Annotated in this window: 18 protein-coding genes; 12 read left to right on the forward strand and 6 right to left on the reverse strand. The window is 61.6% G+C overall.

Translation table 11 applies throughout. From position 1 onward, the window contains the following. Positions 1-9: 9 nt before the first annotated feature. The gene (locus NKI96_RS12220) at positions 10-285 is read right to left on the reverse strand and encodes a DUF6074 family protein (protein WP_023681621.1); all 276 of its coding nucleotides are present in this window, start codon (positions 283-285) and stop codon (positions 10-12) included. Between the two features lie 146 nt (positions 286-431). Continuing rightward, positions 432-728 (reverse strand): DUF982 domain-containing protein, encoded by a 297-nt coding sequence (locus tag NKI96_RS12225; protein ID WP_023667653.1) that lies wholly within the window; start codon positions 726-728, stop codon positions 432-434. 279 nt (positions 729-1,007) lie between these two features. On the opposite strand from NKI96_RS12225, the gene map reads away from it, so the two are divergent. The 5 genes from map (at position 1,008) to NKI96_RS12250 (ending at position 4,111) form a co-directional block, all read left to right on the forward strand. Then, the gene (map, locus tag NKI96_RS12230; protein WP_023705982.1) at positions 1,008-1,841 is read left to right on the forward strand and encodes a type I methionyl aminopeptidase; all 834 of its coding nucleotides are present in this window, start codon (positions 1,008-1,010) and stop codon (positions 1,839-1,841) included. Positions 1,842-1,954: 113 nt separating this feature from the next. Beyond that, positions 1,955-2,722 (forward strand): RadC family protein, encoded by a 768-nt coding sequence (gene radC, locus NKI96_RS12235; protein ID WP_023705983.1) that lies wholly within the window; start codon positions 1,955-1,957, stop codon positions 2,720-2,722. Between the two features lie 197 nt (positions 2,723-2,919). Further along, a complete protein-coding gene (locus NKI96_RS12240) occupies positions 2,920-3,318 on the forward strand; it encodes a RidA family protein (RefSeq protein WP_023681625.1) in 399 nt (132 codons plus the stop codon). 173 nt (positions 3,319-3,491) lie between these two features. Continuing rightward, the gene (locus NKI96_RS12245) at positions 3,492-3,743 is read left to right on the forward strand and encodes an isochorismatase family protein (protein ID WP_023729888.1); all 252 of its coding nucleotides are present in this window, start codon (positions 3,492-3,494) and stop codon (positions 3,741-3,743) included. An 11-nt stretch (positions 3,744-3,754) separates the two neighbouring features. Next, a complete protein-coding gene (locus NKI96_RS12250) occupies positions 3,755-4,111 on the forward strand; it encodes a cysteine hydrolase family protein (protein ID WP_023729889.1) in 357 nt (118 codons plus the stop codon). 25 nt (positions 4,112-4,136) lie between these two features. Here the strand turns inward: NKI96_RS12250 and NKI96_RS12255 are convergent, their stop codons facing one another. Further along, positions 4,137-5,051, reverse strand: coding sequence for a LysR family transcriptional regulator (locus NKI96_RS12255; protein WP_352804577.1), 915 nt, complete (start codon positions 5,049-5,051; stop codon positions 4,137-4,139). Between the two features lie 159 nt (positions 5,052-5,210). On the opposite strand from NKI96_RS12255, the gene NKI96_RS12260 reads away from it, so the two are divergent. From NKI96_RS12260 to NKI96_RS12290, 7 genes are all read left to right on the forward strand, one after another. Next, positions 5,211-5,852 (forward strand): glutathione S-transferase family protein, encoded by a 642-nt coding sequence (locus NKI96_RS12260; protein ID WP_352497790.1) that lies wholly within the window; start codon positions 5,211-5,213, stop codon positions 5,850-5,852. Positions 5,853-5,984: 132 nt separating this feature from the next. Further along, complete coding sequence (locus NKI96_RS12265) at positions 5,985-6,911, forward strand: DMT family transporter (RefSeq protein WP_352497791.1); 927 nt, start codon at positions 5,985-5,987, stop codon at positions 6,909-6,911. A gap of 228 nt (positions 6,912-7,139) precedes the next feature. After that, on the forward strand, positions 7,140-8,024 hold the full coding sequence (locus tag NKI96_RS12270) for a cytochrome c oxidase subunit II (RefSeq protein WP_023667661.1): 885 nt from the start codon (positions 7,140-7,142) through the stop codon (positions 8,022-8,024). Between the two features lie 22 nt (positions 8,025-8,046). Continuing rightward, complete coding sequence (ctaD, locus tag NKI96_RS12275; protein ID WP_023681631.1) at positions 8,047-9,816, forward strand: cytochrome c oxidase subunit I; 1,770 nt, start codon at positions 8,047-8,049, stop codon at positions 9,814-9,816. Further along, complete coding sequence (locus NKI96_RS12280; protein ID WP_023716233.1) at positions 9,813-10,517, forward strand: cytochrome c oxidase subunit 3; 705 nt, start codon at positions 9,813-9,815, stop codon at positions 10,515-10,517. Before ctaD ends, NKI96_RS12280 begins: the two co-directional genes overlap by 4 nt. A 13-nt stretch (positions 10,518-10,530) precedes the next feature. After that, on the forward strand, positions 10,531-11,253 hold the full coding sequence (locus NKI96_RS12285; RefSeq protein ID WP_023667664.1) for a heme-copper oxidase subunit III family protein: 723 nt from the start codon (positions 10,531-10,533) through the stop codon (positions 11,251-11,253). Positions 11,254-11,262: 9 nt separating this feature from the next. After that, complete coding sequence (locus tag NKI96_RS12290) at positions 11,263-11,661, forward strand: cytochrome C oxidase subunit IV family protein (RefSeq protein WP_023667665.1); 399 nt, start codon at positions 11,263-11,265, stop codon at positions 11,659-11,661. 63 nt (positions 11,662-11,724) lie between these two features. On the opposite strand, the gene NKI96_RS12295 is transcribed toward NKI96_RS12290, so the two are convergent. The 3 genes from NKI96_RS12295 to NKI96_RS12305 form a co-directional block, all read right to left on the reverse strand. Further along, positions 11,725-12,546: a DUF2189 domain-containing protein gene (locus tag NKI96_RS12295; RefSeq protein WP_023691119.1), complete on the reverse strand. Its 822-nt coding sequence runs from the start codon at positions 12,544-12,546 to the stop codon at positions 11,725-11,727. 179 nt (positions 12,547-12,725) lie between these two features. Further along, positions 12,726-13,658 carry a heme o synthase gene (locus tag NKI96_RS12300; RefSeq protein WP_023710678.1) on the reverse strand — a complete coding sequence of 311 codons (933 nt, stop codon included), beginning with the start codon at positions 13,656-13,658 and terminating at the stop codon, positions 12,726-12,728. 150 nt (positions 13,659-13,808) lie between these two features. Continuing rightward, complete coding sequence (locus NKI96_RS12305; protein WP_023667668.1) at positions 13,809-14,189, reverse strand: c-type cytochrome; 381 nt, start codon at positions 14,187-14,189, stop codon at positions 13,809-13,811. Between the last annotated feature and the right edge of the window lie 29 nt (positions 14,190-14,218).

Raw genomic sequence — 14,218 nt, forward strand, 5'->3', positions numbered from 1 at the left:
GTTTTGAGGCTAGGGGCGGGTGCGCGTCCGGCGCTGCCCTGGTGCGGCATCGTCCGCCTTGAAATGCATCTCGTCCTGGACCGCGGCAAAAAACCGGCGGACATCGTTGGCCGCCGAAGCCGCATCGCAGCCGGCCGCGACCGCCTTGTCGAGGAGTTCGCGCGCCGTGGCCTTCCAGAACGACGTGGCCGTGTCGCCGTGCAGTCTGCCCAGCCTTGCGGCGACCTCGCGCACCAGCACGGTCTGCCGATCTAGCGGGAAGGTACGCACATTGGCTGAAGACATGTTCTGCACCATGAAACCGACGCAACGAATCAGACGCTGCTCTATGGCTCATGCCTAGCTGTGAAGTCGGAAACGGAACCTTAACGCCGCGGAGTCCGCGCCGATTGGAACGAGTCGGTTGGCCGGCCTCCAGGCCAAGCAGAACTCTAGACCCTCAGGCCCCTCGCCTCGCCGGCGCGCTTGGCCGTAACCATCATATCCCTGGCCAGCAGGCCACTGACCCGGCAAAACGCCATGAAGGCGCGCCAGGCATCCTCAGTCTTGACCACATCCACCGTGGCCCCGAAGCAGGCATTGAACGCCGCCTCATAGACCTTGCCCTGTCGCTTCTTTGGCCAGTCATGCAGGATATCCAGCGCCTGTTCGACGCTGTATATTTCCTCTACCGGCAGCCCGGGCGCGGGCGCGATGCGCACCGGCACCTCGAATTGCAATCTGTCCATTCTATATCTCCCGAACTGGCGTCGACCACAGCAACGCCGTTCGTCGTCAAAAGTTGCTTTGGCTGCTTTTGCGCGAAAATGTGTCGTCAGTGCGATCTCGGCATTCGGAGGAGATCGCGCACCTGGATGTCATCTGAGCGGCCGCGCAAGCTAGGAATATCGCCAGTATCAGTCCATTGCCGGCAGTTCTTCCTTGAACCTTGCGGCTTGCAGTGCCAAATCTGAGGAAATTTTCTAACGGGCTGGTATGCGCCGCCCGCTTACAGGCAAACGGACACTATGGTCACCTATCTCGACGCCGCCACGGCACCCCTCAGGAATACCGGCCAGATCCGCCTCTATGCCGAAGAAGGATTTGCCGGCATGCGCAAGGCCTGCGATCTCACCGCGCGCTGCCTCGATGAACTGGTGCCGATGGTCCAGCCGGGTGTCACCACCGAGACCATCGACCGTTTCGTCTTCGAATTCGGCATGGACCAAGGCGCGCTACCGGCGACGCTCAACTACCGCGGCTACACCAAATCGTCCTGCACCTCGATCAACCACGTCGTTTGCCACGGCATTCCAGACAACAAGCCGTTGAAGGATGGCGACATCGTCAACATCGATGTCACCTACATCCTCGACGGCTGGCACGGGGATTCCTCGCGCATGTATCCCGTCGGCACCATCAAGCGCGCCGCCGAACGCCTGCTCGAAGTCACCCACGAGTGCCTGATGCGCGGCATCGCGGCGGTCCGGCCCGGCGCCCGCACCGGCGCCATCGGCGCCGCCATCCAGACCTATGCCGAGGCAGAGCGCTGCTCGGTGGTGCGCGATTTCTGCGGCCACGGCGTTGGCCAGCTGTTCCACGACGCACCCAACATCCTGCACTATGGCACCGCCTCGGAAGGCGTCGAGATGCGGCCGGGCATGATCTTCACCATCGAGCCCATGATCAATCTTGGCCGGCCGCATGTGAAAGTGCTGTCGGACGGCTGGACGGCGGTGACGCGCGACCGCTCGCTGTCGGCGCAGTACGAACACACGATCGGCGTCACCGAAACTGGCTGCGAGATTTTCACCCTGTCGCCAAACAAGCTCGACCGCCCCGGCCTGCCGCCGGTCAGCTGAAAACAAGATCGCCTCAAGCCGCGGCTTTGAGGCGCCGTCGCCGAAAAAACTCGACCGCGCGCTGCTTACCGCTCTAATCTGCCGTCGAAGCCTTCGGGGAGTGTGGGGGGTCGATGGGGAACAGCGGTGACGACGAACGGGGGTTCTTCTCCGAGCGGTGGCTTGAACCACCGGCGAAGGACAAGGCACCAAGAGACAAATCGACGGACAAGCCACACTATCACGGCCATCGCGACCGCTTGCGCGAGCGCTTCGTTGCCGGCGGCGCGGACGCCCTGCCCGACTACGAACTTCTCGAACTGCTGCTGTTTCGCCTGATCCCGCGCGTCGACACCAAGCCGATCGCCAAGGCGCTTTTGGCGCGCTTCGGCACTTTTGGCGAAGTGCTTGGCGCACCGGTGGCGCTGCTGCAGGAGGTGAAGGGCATCGGCCCCGCCGTGGCGGTCGACCTGAAGGTGATTGCCGCTGCCGCGCAGCGCATGGCGCGGACCGAGGTTCGCGACCGCGAGGTGCTGTCCAACTGGACGCAGCTTCTTGCGTACTGCCGCTCGGCGATGGCGTTCGAGAACCGCGAACATTTCCGCATCCTGTTCCTCGACAAGAAGAACGTGCTGATCGCCGACGAGGTACAGCAGGTCGGCACCGTGGACCACACGCCGGTCTATCCGCGCGAAGTGATCAAGCGCGCGCTGGAACTGTCGGCCAGCGCCGTCATCCTGGTGCATAACCACCCTTCCGGCGATCCGACACCATCGCGTGCGGACATCGAAATGACCAAGCAGATCATCGACAGCGCCAAGCCGCTCGGCATCGCCGTCCACGACCACATCATCATCGGCAAGAAAGGCAATGCCTCGATGAAGGGCCTGCTGCTGATCTGAGCCCGACGCTCGCCGGCGCCGTCAACCCAAACGCCACCGCTCGCGAGCCAATCAGCAACATTCCGGCTTGGCTCAAACGCCCACGCTTGCGGTGTAGAAGTGATATTGTGACGGAAGCGCCCGCTTCGGCGACAATGTCGTAGACTCGCGAATACGAAGCAGCCAGTTCCCGTCAGCCATTGCAGGAGATCTATTCAATGACGCTCGAATGCATAAATCCAAATGATCTGCCGATTCCGGAAATGTACTCCCAGGTCGTCGTTGCGACAGGAAGCAAGCTGGTGTTCGTCTCGGGCCAGCAGCCAGAAGACATACACGGCAAGCTCGTTGGCCATGGTGATTTCGCAGTCCAGGCGCGCCTGGCGTTCGGGAATCTTGGCCGTGCGCTTGCTGCCGCCGGCGCTCGGCCCGAGCAAGTCTGCAAGATCACGATCTACATCGTCGATTACAAACGCGACGAACACGTGCCGATCATCGAAGCGGCCCAGATCGAGCTGTTCGGCGATCACAAGCCGGCAAACGTAGTGGTCGGGATAGCGGTGATGTCTCCCGGCTACCTGATAGAGATCGATGCGATCGCGGTCATCGACCCGTAGGCCAAGCGAGGACGCGTCAAGTCGCCCAAACCAAATCCCGGAACTCGCTGCGAGATTGCCACGACCTTGATCTCTCCATCCATCCACGATCACATCGTCATCGGCAGGAATTGCGATGTCTCGATGAAGAGCCTGCTGCTCACCTGATCAACGTCGGAAACAGGAAACACGCAATGCCCCAGCCCGGCGACGAACCATGGCCGTTCGACAAGCCACGCGCAGCCCTCCTGGTCATCGACATGCAAAGCGACTTCGTCGATGAGGGCGCCGTCATGGAAGTGGCCATGGCCCGCCATCGCATTCCGGCGATGCGGCAGGTGGTCGAGCTTTGCCGCGCGCAAGGCGTCCCGGTGATCTACACCCAGCATGTGCTCAGCGACCATTTCGATATCTCGCCGCTGGAACCAGCTATCAGCCGAAGCTGAAAACCAAAGGCATGCGGGAAGGCAGCGCCGGCGCCGAAATCGTCGCCGCGCTTGCGCCCTTGCCTGGGGATGTCGTCATCAAAAAGCACCGCTACGATGCCTTCCACAACACGCAGCTCGAGACCGTGTTGCGCAACATCCGTGGCGCAGGCCGGGTCGACACGGTGATCATCATCGGCACCGTGACCAGCGTCTGCTGCGAATCCACCGCGCGGAGCGCCTTCATGCGCGACTACAAGGTGGCTTTCATCAGCGACGCCAATGGCGGACTGGACGAGGCATCGCACAATGCAACCCTCGACATCATAGGCAAGGTGTTCGGGCGCGTGATGACGGTTGCCGAGCTTGGGAACCTCTTGCGGAGCTGAGCCCGCGCGTCAGCTGGCGTGCGTCTCAAGCTCCGGCGCCGAGTCTGCCCTCAAGAAGGTCGCGCCGCTGCTGCAATTCGCCGGAGACGAATTTGGTGAAGGCGTGGACGCGCGCCGTGCGGCGCAAATCGTCGTGCACCAGCACCCATAGCGCCGAGCCGATCTCCTCGATCAGCCCTCCGACCCTTACAAGCCCGGGCAGGCTGTCGCCGAGATAACAGGGCAGCGCCGCAACCCCGATTCCGGCGCCCGCCGCATGCGACATCGTCACCAGGGAATCGGCGCGCATGGCGATCTCGACATCGGGCAGCGACGACCGCATCCAGCGGGCGACGCCGGTGTTGGCCAGGCTGTCGTCGGGCGCGATCCAGCGCAGCCCACCCAGTCTCGGCTCCGGGGGTAGCTTTTCGGCGTAGGAACGTGTCGCGTAGGCGGCGAAGGCGACGCCCGAAATGCGCCGGCCCACCAGGATTTCCTGCGGTTGCGACACCGGCCTGATCGCCACGTCTGCATCCCTTTGCGTCAGGTTGGCGATGGAATTCTGCGTCATCGCCTCGACCCGTATGCCGGGATGGAGCTTATGAAACGCCGCCAGGATCGGCGGCAGCACCGACGCCATCAGCGTGTCGGTGGTGGTGACCCGCAACCTGCCTTCGAACCTGAGATCCTGCCCCGACAGTTTGCGCGCCAGTTCATTGACCGTCTCGGCCATTGTGCGTGCCGCGCCCAGCAGTTCCTCGCCGCCCGCGGTGAGGGCATAGCCAGTCGGCAGCCGATCGAAAAGGCGGATACCCAGCCGCGCCTCGAAGGCGTTGACGCGCCGCAGCACAGTCGTGTGGTTCACGCCCAGGATCCGAGCCGCCGCCGCCAGCGAAGCGCCATCGGCGACGGCCAGCACCATGCGCAGATCTTCCCAGTCGATATCGCGTGAGCTGTGCATTCTTGCAGAAAGATAAAAGAAAGCGATGCGCTCTGCGAGTCAAAATGACGCTTCGCTGTGCAAAAACGCAGAGCAAGCGGGCGAATCGGCATGTCGATCTGCGCATGCACGCACGCCATATGGAGTCCGACGACAAAGAAACAGTCGCGGAGAAGAGCCATGACGCCGATAGAACTCTACACCTGCCAGACACCCAACGGGCACAAGGCCTCGATCATGCTGGAAGAGGTCGGCCTGCCCTACTCGGTCCGCTTGGTCGACATCGAAAGGGGCGACCAGACCAAGCCTGATTTCCTGGCGCTCAATCCCAACAACAAGATCCCGGTGATCGTCGACCGGGACGCCGGCCGCACGGTCTTCGAATCCGGCGCCATCCTACACTACCTGGCGCGACGGTCGGGCAAGCTTCAGCCGGTGGGCGCGCAGGAAGCGGACGATACGCTGACCTGGACCTTGTTCCAGGCGGCCCATGTCGGCCCGACGCTTGGCCAATTGTGGAATTACAAAGTCTTCGCGCCGGAAAAAATCCCTTACGTGATCGAGCGTTTTGAGCGCGAAACCGGACGTGTCTTCCGCGTTCTCGATAGCCGGCTAAAGCACCATGAGCACATTGTCGGCAAAAGCTACGGCATCGCCGATGTAATGACATGGCCATGGATCAACGCGGCCGTCACCAGGCTCGGCCTCAGCCTCGATGACGCGCCAGACCTGGCGCGTTGGTATGCCGCCATAGGCCGACGCTCCGCAGTTGTCAGAGGCATTGCCGTTCCCGCCCTGCCCGAAGCATCGGCTGCCGCTTAGATCATGATGAGATTTGGTTGAAATCTCATCATGACCTAACCCTTTGTTGTAGCATGATCTTTTCCAAAAACCGGCACCCACTTTTTGGGATCATGCCCTAGCCGCCGCACCTCGCATTCAAGGAATACGATCGTGGAAATCCTCTTCATCCCTCTGGCGCTTGTCGCCGGTGGCCTGCTTGCGGTGCAAGCCGGCGCCAATGCCCAACTTTCAAAGGCGGTCGGCTCACCCTTTGCCGCGACCACGCTTCAGCTCGCGGTCGGCGCCATCGTGCTGTTGTCGATCACGGCCCTCACCGGAACGACACCGGCTCTGCTTGCCGTTCGGCAAGCCGAATGGTGGCATGCGATCGGCGGCATGGCTTCGGCCTTCTACGTCGTTTCGACCATTCTTCTGTTCCCTCGCCTTGGCGCCGTCGTGTCCGTCGGGCTCTTCATCGCCGGGCAGATGCTTGCATCCTTCGCCCTCGACACGTTCGGCTGGCTCGGGATCCCCGAAGCCGGACTGCGAGCCGGGCCTGCCTTCGGCATGCTGGTTGTGCTTGCCGGTGCTGCCCTCATCGTTCTGGGACAGAAGGGCGCGGCCGACAATACCGCATCCTCAAGACCAGGGTGGATCGGACTGGCGCTGCTGGCAGGCGCCGTGCTTCCGGTGCAAGGCGCTATAAACGCCTTGCTTCGGCACGACCTTGGCGGCGCGCCGTTTGCGGTCGGCACCATCTCGTTCCTGGTGGCGATGCTGGCCATGGCCGCGGTGCTTCTGATCGCGCTTGCCCTGACGAAGACGCCCCGCCCTCGCCTCGCCGGCCTGTCGTCGATGCCCTGGTGGGGTTGGCTCGGAGGTTTTGCCGGCGCCACCTATGTCACGACCGTGTTCACTGCCATCCCCGTCATCGGAGCGGCAGCTGCCGTCAGCCTGACGGTGGCCGGCCAGCAGGTCGCCGGCATCTTCGTCGACACCTTCGGCTGGTTCCGCCTGCCGCAGCGGCTTGTCTCCGGCATGCGGCTCGCCGGCGTCGTGCTGCTTTTGGCCGGGTGCATCATCATCAAGGCGCTTTGATCCCGCTGGAACAAGGCAAGCCGAATCAAACCAGCCCCTGCCCTCCCTGATTTGGGGGGTCAGGTGTCGCTCCGACATCACCAACGAAGCAAGGTCCGGGCGCCGCAGAAGCAATTTTTCGCTCCTTCCACAACCGGCTCTAGAATTTCGATCGCAAATCACGCATGATGCACTTGGTATTTTCCCGGGACGGCTTCGCGCCCCCTGAAATACCGGGAGGAACGGGACATGCCCATAGTGGTTGTACTCGTTTTGATCGTCGTGGGCTCGGTGTTGTTCCACTTCCTGAGCCCATGGTGGTGGACTCCGATTGCCTCGAATTGGGACTATATCGACAACACCATCATCATCACCTTTTGGATCACCGGCGTCGTCTTCGCCGCGGTCGTCCTATTCATGGCCTATTGCGTCTTCCGCTTCCGTCACCGCGAAGGCAACCAGGCGGCCTACGAACCGGAGAACAAGCGGCTCGAATGGTGGCTGACGATCGTCACCGGAGTGGGTGTTACCGCCATGCTGGTTCCCGGCCTGTTTGTCTGGAGCCGGTTCGTCAATGTTCCAAGCGACGCAACCGTGGTCGAAGTCGTCGGCCAGCAATGGCAGTGGAGTTTCCGCTTGCCCGGCAAGGACGGCAAACTCGGCACATCCGACACCCGCGACGTCACCGCTGAAAATCCGCTGGGCGTGATCGCCAAGGATCCCAGCGGCCAGGACGACGTCGTGGTCGAAGCGGCCGACCTGCATCTGCCGGTCGGCAAGCCGGTCAAGATGCTGCTGCGCTCGATCGATGTGTTGCACGATTTCTACGTTCCGGAATTCCGCGCCAAGATGGACATGATACCGGGCTCGGTCACCTATTTCTGGTTCACCCCCACCAAGACCGGGACCTTCCAGGTTCTGTGCGCCGAACTGTGCGGCCAGGGGCACCCGATGATGCATGGCATCGTCATGGTCGATACCGAGCAGGACTATGTGGCCTGGCTCGACCAGCAGCAGACGTTCGCGCAATTGTCGGCGCCGCAGCAGACGGGCTCGGTGGAACAGGCGCCGGGCAACGCGACGGCGTCAGCTCTAGAAGTTGCGGCAAAACTCGAAACTGTCGGGTCCCGCTGAAGGGCACGGAGGTGCTCCGCCTATGGTCGATATCACGCCTGCAGATGCCGTCCCGCCCGCCGAAGTCGCGGAAATGGAGCTTTACCATCCGCACAGCTGGTGGACGAAGTATGTCTTCTCGCAGGACGCCAAGGTCATCGCCATCCAGTATTCGGCGACCGCAACGGCCATCGGCCTGGTCGCGCTGGTGCTGTCCTGGCTGATGCGGCTGCAGCTCGGCTTCCCCGGCACGTTCGATTTCATCACCCCCGAGGCCTACTACCAGTTCATCACCATGCACGGCATGATCATGGTGATCTACCTGCTCACGGCACTCTTCCTCGGCGGCTTCGGCAACTACCTGATCCCGCTGATGGTCGGCGCCCGCGACATGGTCTTTCCCTATGTCAACATGCTGAGCTACTGGATCTACCTCCTTGCCGTGCTGGTGCTGGTGTCGAGCTTCTTTGCGCCCGGCGGACCGACCGGCGCCGGCTGGACGCTCTATCCGCCGCAAGCCATCATGACCGGCACACCTGGCGGCCAGGAATGGGGCATCATCCTGATGCTCGTTTCGCTGATCCTGTTCATCATCGGCTTCACCATGGGCGGTCTGAACTATGTCGTGACGGTGCTGCAGGCCCGCACGCGCGGCATGACGATGATGCGCCTGCCGCTGACCGTCTGGGGCATCTTCACCGCCACCGTCATGGCGCTGCTCGCCTTTCCGGCGCTGTTCGTCGCCTGCGTGATGATGCTGCTTGACCGCGCGCTTGGAACCTCCTTTTTCATGCCCGCGGTCGTCGAGATGGGGGAACAGCTACAGCACAATGGCGGCAGCCCGATCCTGTTCCAGCATCTGTTCTGGTTCTTCGGCCACCCGGAAGTCTACATCGTGGCGCTGCCGGCCTTCGGCATCGTCTCCGATCTGATCAGCACGCATGCGCGCAAGAACATTTTTGGCTACCGGATGATGGTCTGGGCCATCGTTGGCATCGGCGCGCTGAGCTTCGTGGTCTGGGCGCACCACATGTATGTCAGCGGCATGCACCCCTATTTCGGCTTCTTCTTCGCCACCACGACACTGATCATCGCCATCCCGACGGCGATCAAGGTCTACAATTGGGTGCTGACGCTGTGGCGGGGCGACATCCATCTCACCATACCGATGCTGTTTGCCATGGCTTTCATCGTCACCTTCGTCAATGGCGGGTTGACCGGGCTGTTTCTCGGCAACGTCGTCGTCGACGTCCCGCTGTCGGACACGATGTTCGTCGTCGCTCACTTCCATATGGTCATGGGTGTTGCTCCGATCGTCGTCATCTTCGGCGCGATCTACCACTGGTACCCGAAGGTCACCGGCCGAATGCTGAACGAGACGCTCGGCCGGTTCCATTTCTGGGTCACATTTCTCGGCGCCTACCTGATCTTCTTTCCCATGCATTACATCGGCCTGATGGGCGTGCCGCGGCGCTATGCCGAACTGACCGACGTGACGGTCATGACGGAGTCGGCGCATCACCTGAACTCGTTCATCAGCATCATGGCGTTTATCGTCGGCTTCGCCCAGATCGTTTTCCTGTTCAATCTTATCTGGAGCATCCGCCATGGGCGCGAGGCCGGTGGCAATCCATGGCGAGCCACGACACTCGAATGGCAAACGCCGCAGACGCCACCGGCGCATGGCAATTTCGGCAAGGATCTGCCGATCGTCTATCGCTGGGCCTATGACTACAGCGTGCCCGGCGCCAAGGAGGACTTCATTCCGCAAAACATGCCGGGCACGTTCGGCCCCTCCAGGGAGCCGGCATGAGCGTCATCCTGGTCTTCCTTCTCGTGATCGCCGGCTTTGCCGGCTGGTGGCTCTCGCATCAGCGGCTGATGGCGAAACCATGGCTCGAGCAAGGTGTGGCAGGAGATTTTGTCGCCTTCGACCGATCGAGCCTGCCGACCGCCAAGATTGGCCTCGGCGTCTTCCTCGCCGTCGTCGGCTGCCTGTTTGCGCTGTTCACCAGCGCCTACTTCATGCGTATGGCGCTGTCGGACTGGCAGCCGCTGCCCATCCCACGCCTGCTCTGGCTCAACACCGGCATGCTGGTGCTGAGCAGCATCGCGCTGCAATGCGCCTCGATCGCGGCGCGCAAGCGCCAGATGGACACGGTCAGGCTCGGCCTTGCCGCGGCTGGGCTCACCGCGATCGCCTTCCTCATCGGGCAACTCATGGCATGGCGGGACCTGACCGCCGATGGTTATTTTCTGGCCTCCAATCCGGCCAACAGTTTTTTCTACCTGATAACCGGGATGCACGGCCTGCATATCGTGGGAGGGCTGGTGGGCCTGAGCAGGACAACCGCCGGCGCCTGGAACGGTGCACGGCCGGAACGGCTTCGCCTCAGCGTCGAATTATGCGCCATGTACTGGCATTTCCTGCTTTTCGTCTGGCTCGCCATCTTCGCTCTTTTAGCCGGCTGGGCCGCGACGTTCATCGATATTTGCCGGCAGTTGCTGACCTAGGAGGTCGAGGAGCATGGCAGAAACGACACTGACGCATACCGGCCAAACGGAGACGCGGCCCGCAGGCTGGCAAGGCATTGCCGCCGACTGGTCCTCGGATCAGCGCGCGTTCAAGAACGTGTCCTGGGGCAAGGCCATGATGTGGATCTTCCTGCTCAGCGACACCTTCATCTTCGGCTGCTTCCTGCTCTCCTACATGACCGCGCGCGTCTCCACACGTGTGCCGTGGCCCAATCCGAGCGAGGTCTTTGCGCTTCGCATCGGCGGTTCGGACATTCCACTGATCCTGATTGCCATCATGACCTTCGTGCTGATATCGAGCAGCGGAACGATGGCCATGGCGGTCAATTTCGGCTATCGCCGCGACCGCCGCAAAACCGCAATCCTCATGCTTCTGACGGCAGCGCTAGGAGCCACCTTCGTCGGCATGCAAGCCTTCGAATGGACCAAGTTGATCACCGAAGGGGTACGGCCGTGGGGCAATCCCTGGGGCGCGGCACAATTCGGCTCGACTTTCTTCATGATCACCGGCTTCCACGGCACGCATGTGACGATCGGGGTGATCTTCCTCATCATCGTGGCGCGAAAGGTCTGGCGTGGAGACTACGACGTCGGTCGTCCCGGCTTCTTCACCAGCCGCAGGGGTCGCTACGAGAACGTCGAAATCATGGGGCTCTACTGGCATTTCGTCGACCTGGTCTGGGTGTTCATTTTCGCATTCTTCTATCTTTGGTGAGAGGCTGACATGGCTGAAGCAACCGCAAACGGCCTCGGGCAACACGCGCTGCACTCTGATCATGCGCATGAAGGGCCATCGACCGGCGTCGCGGAGGTTCATCAGGAACATCCGATCAAGCTCTATCTGGTGGTCTGGGCATGGCTGTTCATCCTCAGCGCCTGCTCCTACATGGTCGATTATCTCGGCATCCACGGCTATCTCAGATGGTCTCTGATCCTGATCTTCATGATCCTCAAGGCCGGGCTGATCGTCGCCGTGTTCATGCACATGGCCTGGGAGCGGCTGGCCCTGACCTATGCGATCATCCTGCCGCCACTTCTGATATTGGTGTTCGTGGCGATGATGCTCTTCGAAGCGGACTACACGCTTCTCACCCGGTTGTCCTTCTTCGGACCGGGGCCCTGACGCACAGTCTTCATCTCCGGTCAAAGACCGGAGATGAAGCTTCCCATCAGCTGATCTGCAGGGTCAGAGGCCTACCCGCGTCGGGGACGATGGCGGCTCCACAACCTTGCGGTAGACATGCCAGGTGGCGTGACCCAGGATCGGCAGCACGACCGCCAGCCCGGCAAACACCGGCAGCGAGCCTATGATCAGGGCGACGGCGACAATCAGTCCCCAGACAGCCATCGGGATCGGGTTCGCCAGCACCGCTCGCACCGACGTGTGGATGGCTTCGTAGGCGCCGACGTCGCGGTCGAGCAGCAATGGGAAGGCGACAACCGTCGTGCACAACACCACCGCGGCGAAGACGAAGCCGATGGCGTGCCCCAGGACAATCAGAGACCAGCCGCGTCCGGTGGCAAATATTTCATTGATGAAGCCCGAAATCGATGCAGGCGGAGCCGGGCCGAAGAGATATTCGTAGAACACCTGCGCCGCCAAAAGCCAGGCGATGAAGATTGCAACCAGCATGATCCCGACTGCGGCGATGGCTGGCAGGGCCGGAGAATTCCTGACCTCGAACGCGTGCGTCCAGGAGGTGTCGAGCCCGGCTTCTCGTCTGCGGCTGATCTCGTAAAGGCCGATCGCCGCGAATGGACCGATAAGCGCAAAGCCGGACACCAGCGGAAACAACATCGGCAACGCATTGGCACCCGAAGTCCAGGCAGCGAGCACCACGCCGACAAGCGGATAGATCAGGCAGAGAAAGACGATGTGCGACGGTTTGACCATAAAATCGTCAACACCGCGCTTGAGCGCATCGAAAAGATCGGAAACACTGATTTTTCGGATTTTGGTGTGTTCCAGCGTTTCGCTGGCGCCTGCAATCACGTGAAAACTTGTCATGCCCGTTCCTCCAGACCAGGTCCGGCAAGGTCGCGGTATCACGGTGCTGCCGTTCTGCATGACTGGCCACGCGAACCGCGACCTGCACCGCAATCAATATACTCCATTGACTGGAGCTTGTCGCCCGTTCTTACAAAAGGCTCCCGGAAGGCGAAGTTTCCGAACACAGCGTCATGCCGTCACCCTCCGGCTGACATGAACGCGCGCATCGCGATGGTATCGGCAAGCAGCACGGCAAAGATCGCGAAAAGATAGAAGATCGAATAGGCAAACAGCGCCTTGGCCGGCTTCATCTCCTTGTCGAGGATGACCAGGGCGTTCCAGGCATGCCACATGAAACCCGCGCCCAACGCAGCCGAAACAATCCCATAGACCCCGCTCGTAAATTCGAACGCCCAGGGCAGCACTCCGATCGGTGCCAGAAGCAGTGAATAGGCGAAGATCTGCCTTCTGGTCGAGGCCTGGCCGGCCACGTTCGGCATCATCGGGATGCCGGCAGCGGCATAGTCGCCGGCCTTGAACAGTGCGAGCGCCCAGAAATGCGGCGGCGTCCACAGGAAAATGATCAGGAACAGGATCAGGCTTTCAATGCCGATGGCGCCGGTGGCCGCCGCCCAGCCGATCATCGGAGGAAGGGCACCCGCTGCGCCGCCGATGACGATGTTCTGCGGCGTCGAGCGCTTCAGCCACATCGTATAGATGACGACGTAGAAAAAGATTGTGAAGGCCAGCAGTGACGCGGCAAGCCAGCCCACCAGCACGCCGAGCGTCATGACCGAAAGTGCGGAAAGCACCAGGCCGAAGCCGAGCGCTTCGCCGGCCGTGACGCGGCCCGACGGAACCGGCCGCTTTGACGTGCGCGACATCAGCGCGTCGATGTCGGCGTCGTACCACATGTTGAGCGCGCCGGCCGCTCCCGCTCCAACCGCAATCGCACCTATGGCGATCACGGCGATGACCGGGTTCATCGCGCCGGGCGCCACCATCAGACCGACGAAGGCGGTAAACACGGCAAGGGCCATGACCCGAGGCTTCAAGAGCGCAAAGAAATCACTGGCCGTCGCTTCCGAGAGGCGGACGCCGGTATCCTTGAGGCTTTCCTTGACCGACATTTGAGACGACCATCGATGGAAACCGGGCAGCCTAGAGCAATTCCAGGAAAGTGTATGGGGTTCCGCCCGGAATTGCGTAAGAACAAAGAGATCGAGCGGATCGCCGTTTCCGTGAAACGGTGAAACGCTCTGGCCGGCCGAAGAGCCAGGTTACGGGGAAAATTGCTTCAGATAGGCGATGACGTTGGCGACGTCCTCGTCCTTCTTGAGGCCGGGAAACGCCATCTTCGTCCCTTTGACCATTGCCTTGGGGTCGTGAAGATACGTCGTCAGTGTCGGCTCATCCCATTTGACGCCGGATGTGCCGGCCGCGATCATGGCTTCGGAATATTTAAAATCCGGATGCGTGCCGGCCGTCCGGCCGATAACGCCATGCAACGAAGGGCCTATCTTGTTGGTGTCTTGGTCTGCGACGTGGCAGACCTTGCATTTGGTGAAGACCTTCTCGCCCGCCGCGGCGTCCTGTGCCCGCGATGGATTGGCGATGAAAGTTGCAACGGAAACGACGGCGAAAAACGCAACCAAGCGCATGGCATTCCTCCCTGATCGTCAAATTTTCC

The sequence above is a fragment of the Mesorhizobium sp. M0292 genome (assembly GCF_040321695.1).
Taxonomy (GTDB): Bacteria; Pseudomonadota; Alphaproteobacteria; order Rhizobiales; family Rhizobiaceae; genus Mesorhizobium.

Excerpts from the sequence above, each read along its gene's own strand:
- NKI96_RS12220 (WP_023681621.1), bottom strand. The coding sequence starts at position 285 with ATGTCTTCAGCCAATGTGCGTACCTTCCCGCTAGATCGGCAGACCGTG.
- NKI96_RS12225 (WP_023667653.1), bottom strand. The coding sequence starts at position 728 with ATGGACAGATTGCAATTCGAGGTGCCGGTGCGCATCGCGCCCGCGCCC.
- map (WP_023705982.1), top strand. The coding sequence starts at position 1,008 with ATGGTCACCTATCTCGACGCCGCCACGGCACCCCTCAGGAATACCGGC.
- radC (WP_023705983.1), top strand. The coding sequence starts at position 1,955 with ATGGGGAACAGCGGTGACGACGAACGGGGGTTCTTCTCCGAGCGGTGG.
- NKI96_RS12240 (WP_023681625.1), top strand. The coding sequence starts at position 2,920 with ATGACGCTCGAATGCATAAATCCAAATGATCTGCCGATTCCGGAAATG.
- NKI96_RS12245 (WP_023729888.1), top strand. The coding sequence starts at position 3,492 with ATGCCCCAGCCCGGCGACGAACCATGGCCGTTCGACAAGCCACGCGCA.
- NKI96_RS12250 (WP_023729889.1), top strand. The coding sequence starts at position 3,755 with ATGCGGGAAGGCAGCGCCGGCGCCGAAATCGTCGCCGCGCTTGCGCCC.
- NKI96_RS12255 (WP_352804577.1), bottom strand. The coding sequence starts at position 5,051 with ATGCACAGCTCACGCGATATCGACTGGGAAGATCTGCGCATGGTGCTG.
- NKI96_RS12260 (WP_352497790.1), top strand. The coding sequence starts at position 5,211 with ATGACGCCGATAGAACTCTACACCTGCCAGACACCCAACGGGCACAAG.
- NKI96_RS12270 (WP_023667661.1), top strand. The coding sequence starts at position 7,140 with ATGCCCATAGTGGTTGTACTCGTTTTGATCGTCGTGGGCTCGGTGTTG.
- ctaD (WP_023681631.1), top strand. The coding sequence starts at position 8,047 with ATGGTCGATATCACGCCTGCAGATGCCGTCCCGCCCGCCGAAGTCGCG.
- NKI96_RS12280 (WP_023716233.1), top strand. The coding sequence starts at position 9,813 with ATGAGCGTCATCCTGGTCTTCCTTCTCGTGATCGCCGGCTTTGCCGGC.
- NKI96_RS12285 (WP_023667664.1), top strand. The coding sequence starts at position 10,531 with ATGGCAGAAACGACACTGACGCATACCGGCCAAACGGAGACGCGGCCC.
- NKI96_RS12290 (WP_023667665.1), top strand. The coding sequence starts at position 11,263 with ATGGCTGAAGCAACCGCAAACGGCCTCGGGCAACACGCGCTGCACTCT.
- NKI96_RS12295 (WP_023691119.1), bottom strand. The coding sequence starts at position 12,546 with ATGACAAGTTTTCACGTGATTGCAGGCGCCAGCGAAACGCTGGAACAC.
- NKI96_RS12300 (WP_023710678.1), bottom strand. The coding sequence starts at position 13,658 with ATGTCGGTCAAGGAAAGCCTCAAGGATACCGGCGTCCGCCTCTCGGAA.
- NKI96_RS12305 (WP_023667668.1), bottom strand. The coding sequence starts at position 14,189 with ATGCGCTTGGTTGCGTTTTTCGCCGTCGTTTCCGTTGCAACTTTCATC.